Genomic DNA, 9,042 nt, shown 5'->3' on the forward strand with positions numbered 1-9,042 from the left:
GACTTACTTGATGCCCATTTGCTGCGACTTTTCATTTACTTCTTGAATGACTTTATCTAAGCCTTTGCCTTTGTACACCTCTACTTCTTTATTGAACATTTTCTCAACATCATCTGTTCCTACCATGATTTTAATCAGGAAGTCCGAGTGAATGACGGAGAACTTATCTTTCGCAGGCGTTGAAACTAGCGTCAATTCAGGAGAGAAACTCGGAACTTTGGTATTGCCCTTAATAAATTTCATATAGTCAATTGCGTCTTTCTGCAGATCTTTATTCATCCAACTTTGATCATTCGCATCATCGACTGGATACAGAGTTTCCCAAGTAGCTAATGTATTAAACACTAGTGTGCTTGGATATTTCTCACCAATAACGACTTTCGGATCAATCGGAACGATTTTAGCCCCATCCAGCTTGTAATCCACATTTTCAATACCATAATTCACAAGACGCTTGCCTTCGTTGCTTAGCAGGTAATCATAGAGATCCAAGATACGTTCCATCTTTTTGTCGCTAATCTTCGCGTTAAAATAACTTTCAGACCAATACGTTTTGAAGACTGGGTGGTACCTATTGCCATCTGTGCTAACCAATGGTTTCAATGATTTAACAGCTTCCGTGAATTTCTTGTCCGGATACACCTTACTAAAGCGATCTTTCTCAATCTTCTTATAACCATTGATGTAACCGCCACTAACTACAATCGCTGCTGCTTTACCTGAAGCGAATTTTTCGTAATGCTGCTCACCTTTTAGCAGGGGTAAATCTTTATCTACGATGCCTGAAGTGAACCAATCCCGGGCTAATTTCAAAGTAGGCAAGGAATTTTTGCTGAAAATGGCTGGAATATATTTACCATCTTCCTTCACCCATTTGGAGTCAGCTCCACTCCCATCCGATGTCGCTAATGGATTGCTATACGTCCATAACACATCCGGCGCTGTTTTCGGCAGCCCTGTTAAACCAACGGGTTTCTTTCCTTCGGGATTCGCATTTACAATTTTGACCATCATATCTTTGAATTCTTCGTACGTATTGGGCTCTTTCGTCACACCAGCCGCCTGTGCCCAATCCCAACGATAGAATATGACGCGGTCGTTAGCATTATAATCAAGCGAAGGATATGTTCTTCTCGGGATGCCATAGAATTGGCCGTTGATTTTAGTTGCTTGAATATCATTTACATCTAAGTACTTCGATAAGTTTTGATACTTAGAAAGATCTTTGGGAAGCGGTTTGACAACGCCTTGATTCACCCAATTGTAGAACGTTGGCGTACCAATCGCGTCGATGGAGAAAATATCCGGAAGAGAATCCGAAGCTGCCCAGAGATTAATCTTTTGCGCATAATCATCCCAAGTAATGCCAACAGGCTTAAACGTCACATTAAACTTTTTGGAAAGTAATTGATAAATCGCATCATCTTTGGATTTCGCCAAGCCTGATTCAACATCCCATAGGGCAAGGGAAAGCTCAATTGGATCCTTATACTTGTTTGCCTCTGCATTCGGTGAATTTGTGGCAACTTCATTCGTTGGTGTCGTACTCGCCGTACTAGCGACTCCTGTGTCAGCACTCTTGGTGCTGCAAGCTGTTATCGATGTCGCGAAAACCATTGCAAGCATGGAGAACGTAATACTTTTTTTCAACATTTTCATACTTGACCTCCCTGAGAACTGTTTTTATATATGAAAGAACAATGTACTATCCCCATTATTCTTTGACACCAATCAACTTATAACCGCTTACTCTTTCAACGAGCCCACCATAATGCCACTTGCAAAATGCTTCTGAAGAAACGGATACATGATAATGATCGGTAAGCTGGTTATAACAACAGATGCCATCTGAACACCTTGCACATAGATGCTTTTACTGTCTCGTATTGCCGCTCCAATGGAACCGATATCGGTATTGAAGTTGATTAGTAATTCGCGGAGTAGAATTTGCAGTGGTGCTTTAGAAGGAGAATGGATGAATAACAAGGAGTTATACCACTCATTCCACCTTTCTACCGCGTAGAATAAAGCGAATGTCGCCATAAAGGGCGCTGAGATCGGAAGAATGATTTTGACTAATATGTAGAGATCATTGGCTCCATCCATTTTGGCTGATTCTTCCAACCCTTCGGGGAGAGTGTTAAAATAATTTTTCATAATAATGAGATAGAATGTATTAATCGCTACCGGCAAAATCATAGCGAATACGTTATCGATGAGGCCTAAATCTTTTACAAGTAAATACCAAGGAATGAGGCCCCCGTTGAAGAACATCGTGAAAATAATGAGAGTCAAAAATAAATTGCGGCCAGGTAAATTCTTTTTAGAAAGCGCATAAGCGCCTGTAACGGAAAGAAACATATTGATTGCAACGCCGACTACCGTAATAAATAGTGTGACGGCTAGTGAATGAAAGAACTGATCTTCACTCAGTATCGTTGTGTAGTTCGTAAGGACAAACGAAGTAGGAATTAAATATACTTTCTTCTTCGTAATGGCATCGAAAGAAGCAAATGAGGATAGGATGACCGTATAGAATGGAAACACGGAAATAAGTGCAAATACCGATAACAATGTATGCCTTGCAATGCTAGATAAGGATATTCCTTTTCTTACTCCTGCTGAAACGTTCACTCTCTCTTCCCCTCTCTAGAACAGACCTTGTTCGCCAAATCGCTTCACCACATAGTTAGCCATAAGTAATAACATCATACTGAGCACGGATTTGATAAAACCTGCGGCAGCTAATAGCCCGAAATTACTTCCAACCGACATCGTTGTTCGCAAGATATACGTATCCACCGTATCCGCTACCTCATAAACAGGTGCGCTGTACAGATTGTAGATCTGATCGAAACTAACGTTCATCATAAGCCCTACATTTAGAATGAATAGAATAGCTACAGTAGATTTAATACCTGGCCAAGATACATGCATCATTTTCTTGAAGGAACCCGCCCCATCCATGTCAGCGGCTTCATACAACTCAGGGTTGATACCGGCAAGTGCAGCTAGATAGATAATGGAATCCCATCCTACTTCTTTCCAAATATGTGTGAGGTAGACGAGTGGTCGAAATACTTCCGGGTTCGTGAGAGGAGAAGATGGATCCCATCCGATTAGGCCTATAATTTGGTTATATACACCTTGAGAACCTAGAATGTTCGTAATAATGCCGCCGAGAACGACCCAAGAAATGAAATGGGGAAATGTAAGTACGGTTTGATATAGCTTCTTCATTCGCTGACCAACGATTTGATTTAACAGGAGAGCTAAAATAATGGGAACCGGAAAGTGGAATACAAGTTTGCCTAATGAGATAATAACCGTGTTTTTTAAGGAGACGATATACTGTCTATCATTCAGAATATCTGTAAAGTTCTGAAGTCCAGCCCATGGACTGCCTCCAATCCCCTTGCTGAAATTGTATGTTTTAAACGCTAACGTCAAACCATACATAGGGATATAACAAAATATGACATACCATGCAAGGATAGGAACTAACATGATATAAAAATACTTGTGGAAAACAATTCTTCTCCACAAGCTGGATCGTTCTTGAATTGGTTTATTCAGAACTAGTTTCGTCGTGGTCGCCATGTGAACCCTCCCCTGAGATGTTGTTGATTTCTTAATGTTAATTTTATATGAATCCCCAACAATGACGTATAGACATATCTAGGCAGACGTATTGAATCTTTCCGTTTGCTAGATACAGTGAATACAGGTCATCGTAGAATTTTACATATAAAATCATGAAATCGTACACATCTCAAAGGAACATCCCTGATGAATGACAAGCGTTGCGTATTTACTTCTTTTTCCGAAAATCAGAAGGTGTGCTTCCCATCATTTTCTTGAAAATTTTGGTGAAATAAAAATAATCATTAAACCCTGCCTTCTCACTAATCGCCTGAATGGTCATGTCTGAATGGAGGAGTAAGTTGCCTGCATAATCGATTCGCATCTTTGCAATATACTCGGTTAAATTAATCCCCATCTCTTTTTTGAAAAGGTAACTGATATAATTAGGAGTCACATAAAACAATTTGGAAATTTCGCTCACATTGATGTCTTGATAGAAATTATCAGCTACATATTTGGCAACTCCGCGAATGGTTTGATGTCCAATCTCCTCGTAAGATAGGGGTGATAAAGACATGAGGTGCTGCTTAATTTGCGATCTGAGCTCTTCTAACATATCCGCCACATGTTTGAACACATAAGCAAGTTGTTCGAAGTGTTCAATCCCATAATCCACGTATAAAGAAAGCCTGTCATTCATCAGGAATAGAATTTGCGTATATAACATATAAGCGTCTTTGATCGTAACTTGCATACTTTGCAACGCATGGGTTATTTCTTGAAAAGAGTTATCGATCATTTTCATATCTCGTTTGCCAATCGCTGCTGCAACTGCGCGAAGTAGACCTCTCATATCGTCGGACGGCGGAAGTTTCGGGTAGCCCGCTTTGCTTCCTGTTATGAAATACTGAAACGCAGATACATTTGCGGCTTGTAATGCACCTTGAACATCCCGTAAGTGTGTTAGGTTCGTCGCATACCCAAAGCTCACATCGTTAAGCGCTTTTATATAAGGAACAAACGTTTGGAAATCAGTTTGATTAATAAAATATACACGTTTGTTTGGTCCTATTTTCAGGAAATAATAAGGACTTGGCGGTTCCAATAGGGCAAGCGACTGACCCACGATTTGAATGATAGCTAGTCCATTACGTTCAAGATGAACACCTTCTTGGATGAGGACACGATTCACTTCCTGGTAGTCCGACTCACTTTGCCCAAAAAGCACGTCGATCAACGCGGTATGATCATTTTTCTTACTGGCTTCAAGTTTTAGCTTTGTTTTGACCAGACAATCTCGAATCTCATTCTCTTCAAATGGTTTCAGACAATATCCGATAGCGCCATATTGCATGGCTTTCTGTGCATATACAAACTCGGCATGCCCGCTCGCCACAACAAATTGGATACCTCCTACTTGACTAGCAGCGCGTTTCATTAATTCAAGTCCATTCATTCCTGGCATCTTAATATCTGTAAATACCAAATTTGGTTTGTTTTCTTCGATAAACGCAAGTGCTTCATCCGCGTTGTTGGCTTCACCGACGATCTGAAAGCCATAATCTTCCCATTCAATACTCGTTCGCAAACTTTGTATAACCCAATCTTCGTCATCAACTAGCAGGACTTTGTACATAATCTTCCCCCTTGAACGGTAATTGCATAATGACTTCTGTTCCTTGAGTTTCGGTGCTTTTAATCGTGATGCCATATTCGTCCCCATACATAAATGTAATGCGATTGGCAACATTATGTATGCCAATATGCTGGTTCCCATCTCTCGCAGCATTCAGGGACGCGACAGTAGCCTCATTCATCCCGACACCGTTATCTGTAATGCGAATAATGAGTCTGTTGAGAGAATCAATCTCTGCTGTAAGATGCAGAAGTCCTTTCTTGGTTAAAGGCTCCAGACCATGAATGATTGCGTTCTCGACAATAGGCTGGAGAATCATTCTAGGAACCAGATTCTTCAGCGCATCGGAGGATACCTCCAGTTGAATATCAAATCTGTCCTTAAATCGTGCTTTCTGAATTCGCAAATAGGCGCTAACCATATCTAATTCCTCTTGTAAGCACACTTCCTCTGCACCTTTAATACTATAGCGAAAAATTCGGCTAAGATCCTGAACTAATGCTTTGATTTCGGGTACACCTTTCATCGAAGCCATTCCTTTAATCATTTCGAATGTGTTATACAAAAAGTGGGGATTAATTTGACTTTGCAGGAAAGCTAACTCGGCATGTTTCTTCTCAATCTCTACTTTGTACAACTGGACATTCGTTTGGATTAAGATTTGTGTTAAGGAATCAATCTCATTGAACATCGTGTTTAACTTGGAAGAAAGAATCGTCATTTCGAGATAACCTTCTAATTGAATATTCTCCTTTGGCACAACGCTCTGCTGCGTACGGATGCCCTTAATGAAAATAGCCATTTGACGAATCGGCTTCATCAAGTTATTCATAATTAAGGTAAATGGTAGGGAGAGAATGAAAACAGCCGTTAGGAGAAGATAGAAAACGTTCAACCTTAGTTCCTTTATCTCTGCAAATAATGCTTTTTCAGGAACCGCGCTAACGATCGTACCGCCTAGTTCAGGAATTCGTTCGGTATGAACAATGTTTCTCTCACCATTTAGGAGAAGCGTTGTAGATTGTCCGTCATACGTTTCAGCCCTCTGCAGGAAAGCAGCAACATCTTTACCCGAAGCCATGTCGTTAGAGGAAAAAAGCTGATGATCACGATCTATTAAATAAAACTTCATCTCTTCACCATCAATTTTTGGAACAGAAATAGGAGCTATTTCTTTGGCGTCGATAACCAAATAACAATAGCCAATTTGCTTTCCAATAAATTCAGGGTCATAGGCTGCGAAAATAGATAGGCCTGCTATGAAAAATTGCGATCCTGCTATATTGGAACCATATCTCACTTCTTTAAGTCCAGTAATAAAAGGGCTGGCACTAAACAGCTCCTGATATTTCGTTACATACTCATTACCGCCAAATGTACTATAGAAATTGCCTGAATTTCCAACGACAATAACGTCTACTATGCCATCTTTCATTAGGCGAGCATTATTAAGAACACTGCCGATTTTTTTACTGATTTCATATTTTTTCCCGTAATCTTTTTCTAGCATAAATTCCTGCATGTCTGGATTATAAGCAATGTTCATTAGAAGATTATCCATACTATTCTTATAAGAAGATATATCATGTTGTAATTGCGATATCATGTTCAAGGTGTATTCATCGTTTTTTTGTTTGATAATATTCTTGTTCTGTGAGTAAAAAACTAAGAAGATGACAACCAAAAGTACAAATGTGGAAGCTGCGAGAAAAAAAAGCTGATTTCTGATCGTAATTTTACTCAATAGGAAATGCCCCCTCATGTCAGATCATATACATACGACATCTTACTGGATAACCATTTGAATAAGCAATGCCTGAAAAAAGTGAAAGTTGGGGCATAATTCGAAGGTTGATGCATGTGTGAGTGATTGAAAGCGTTGTACTTTTTACTTATGTTAACGTAATTTAAGCGAAAGAACAATCGGATATGATAAGCTAAACTCACATAGCAAACCAAAATAAACGGCTACACCGTCCTTTGAAGGACAGGAGCGTTTATCTAGAAATTCAGCATAATTATTAAGTAAAACTTATAAATTCTGATATTTTAAAAAAAGCAAGTTCAAACCCGTATTACTTAGGGTTTGAACTTGCTTTCTTCCTTACTCTATATGACCTCCAACTCGATAAAAGAAGCAAAACAATCGGTATACAAATCGCAAAGGTTGAGGTAACTAATATCCATGTATCTTCAGCGAAGGCTAGTGTATAGGTATGATTTGGGCTAATGATCTGAGCTAGTGGGACTACTACAAGCGCTAAGGGAAAGACCAGAAATTTGGATTCCCGTAATTGAAAAGTTTGTTTAATCAGAAGTGAGGATGCGCAGAATGTTAACGTAAGTTTAAAGAACATAGAAATATACCAGATTCCTGACACAACTTCTTCTATCCGCTGGATAAATCCCCCAAATCTAATGTACCTCGCTAATGCGTAACTCGGATACAACTGAATGACCGTGATATAGGCACCAAGTACCAAAATAGAAAACAAGATGATACATGTGAGAATCACCGACCCAATCAACGCCCCCCATATAAAAGGCTTGATCAATTTATTTTGCTTGACGTATGGAAAAATCATGAGAAAGACACTTAACTCTAAGATAGGATCTACCACAAAGAGAATCGCACTTTCAATAATGGGTTTCGTTTCTGTTGACAGGATAGGTTGTAAGTTTTGGAGTTTAATCTCTGGTATTAAAAAACCAAAAAAAATGAGCAATAATACGATAACAAAAGGGAACAGAACCTCCCCTGCTCGTCCCAAGGTTTCGATGCCAAGTCTTGAAGCTGTAACGATCATTAACATAAACATCGCATGAATAACCATAATTGGCGTTTCCGTTAAAGTCTGCGTGGAGACAAAGTCGCCAATTTCTCGCAGCAGAAACGCTGAAAACAGGAGATAAAAGCTAAGGAATAATACAGATACAGCTTTCCCTAACCATTTTCCCATAAGAAGCTCGCAGTATTCCGCGATAGTCAACCCAGGAAATCTCCCCCCAAGGGATAGATATATCCAGATGGGTACGATTCCAACGATCATACCAAGTACGGCAGCAATCCATGTATCCTGAGCAGCTCCATGTGAAATAACGCCTGGCATTAGGACAATTGCAGAGCCCATGGTATGAAATATGACCAAAATCATAAATTGCCGTGTACTGATTTGTACGAGTGTTTGATTCATTATACCCTTACTCCTTATTCTTCATTTCTTCGATAAGGGAATTGGAAATGGTTCCAGTTAGTCGTATTCTCGCATCTACCTCTACATGTACTGTCAGTTCTGGAAATAGCACGTTCCAATCTTTTTTGATTTTCCTCCACGCTTTGGGATCATCGCGGTGAATCGCTTCGCCAAACCCGAAAATATCCGATTTATACGTTGTTTGAACCTCATGAATCGCATGGTCCAAAATTTCTTTCAACTTTTCACTCGATATTTTCTGAAGTTCATCAATGGTTTGTATTTTTGTCAAGTCTATTTGGCATTTGACCTCTGCGATATTTTGTTCGACGAGCAGCTTAATATCGATGTGAGGTTTCCCATTCTCTACCAAGCCTTTCATGTTAGATTTGGTTTGCAAGACTTCGAATGACATGTTTCCACCTTGGGGACAAGGGATAATCCCGATCGTACGTTTCACATTTCCCACTATGTAATTGAATCCCTTACTGTCTTGTTCGTCCAGCCACCCAATCAGTTTATCTTTGTTAAAAACGGCTAATCCCTTAAAAAAAACTACGACTGACCAATTAACGCACAATACCTATTTTCAGCCTCTTTAAGGTATTTTGTTGGATTTCTTCTGAA

The 9,042-nt window shown here is 39.6% G+C and carries 7 protein-coding genes; all 7 read right to left on the reverse strand.

The genetic code is table 11. The features are described from left to right. Positions 1 to 3: 3 nt before the first annotated feature. Positions 4 to 1,659, reverse strand: coding sequence for an extracellular solute-binding protein (locus A8708_RS27810; protein ID WP_068669108.1), 1,656 nt, complete (start codon positions 1,657 to 1,659; stop codon positions 4 to 6). 87 nt (positions 1,660 to 1,746) lie between these two features. Next, entirely contained in the window at positions 1,747 to 2,634 is an 888-nt protein-coding gene (locus A8708_RS27815; protein ID WP_082927845.1) for a carbohydrate ABC transporter permease, read from the reverse strand. 15 nt (positions 2,635 to 2,649) lie between these two features. Then, a complete protein-coding gene (locus A8708_RS27820) occupies positions 2,650 to 3,600 on the reverse strand; it encodes an ABC transporter permease (protein ID WP_068669109.1) in 951 nt (316 codons plus the stop codon). Between the two features lie 211 nt (positions 3,601 to 3,811). Beyond that, on the reverse strand, positions 3,812 to 5,221 hold the full coding sequence (locus A8708_RS27825; RefSeq protein ID WP_068669111.1) for a response regulator transcription factor: 1,410 nt from the start codon (positions 5,219 to 5,221) through the stop codon (positions 3,812 to 3,814). Continuing rightward, positions 5,199 to 6,965: a cache domain-containing sensor histidine kinase gene (locus A8708_RS27830; protein WP_068669113.1), complete on the reverse strand. Its 1,767-nt coding sequence runs from the start codon at positions 6,963 to 6,965 to the stop codon at positions 5,199 to 5,201. The genes A8708_RS27825 and A8708_RS27830 overlap by 23 nt, the downstream gene beginning before the upstream one ends. 331 nt (positions 6,966 to 7,296) lie before the next feature. Further along, entirely contained in the window at positions 7,297 to 8,415 is a 1,119-nt protein-coding gene (locus A8708_RS27835) for a GerAB/ArcD/ProY family transporter (RefSeq protein WP_068669115.1), read from the reverse strand. A gap of 7 nt (positions 8,416 to 8,422) precedes the next feature. Beyond that, complete coding sequence (locus tag A8708_RS27840; RefSeq protein WP_068669117.1) at positions 8,423 to 8,995, reverse strand: Ger(x)C family spore germination C-terminal domain-containing protein; 573 nt, start codon at positions 8,993 to 8,995, stop codon at positions 8,423 to 8,425. Positions 8,996 to 9,042 lie beyond the last annotated feature (47 nt).

This window comes from Paenibacillus oryzisoli (assembly GCF_001653565.1).
Classification (GTDB): Bacteria; Bacillota; Bacilli; order Paenibacillales; family NBRC-103111; genus Paenibacillus_E; species Paenibacillus_E oryzisoli.

Bases quoted from the DNA above. Each gene is read 5' to 3' on its own strand.
- A8708_RS27810 (WP_068669108.1), bottom strand. From the start codon at position 1,659: ATGAAAATGTTGAAAAAAAGTATTACGTTCTCCATGCTTGCAATGGTT.
- A8708_RS27820 (WP_068669109.1), bottom strand. From the start codon at position 3,600: ATGGCGACCACGACGAAACTAGTTCTGAATAAACCAATTCAAGAACGA.
- A8708_RS27825 (WP_068669111.1), bottom strand. From the start codon at position 5,221: ATGTACAAAGTCCTGCTAGTTGATGACGAAGATTGGGTTATACAAAGT.
- A8708_RS27835 (WP_068669115.1), bottom strand. From the start codon at position 8,415: ATGAATCAAACACTCGTACAAATCAGTACACGGCAATTTATGATTTTG.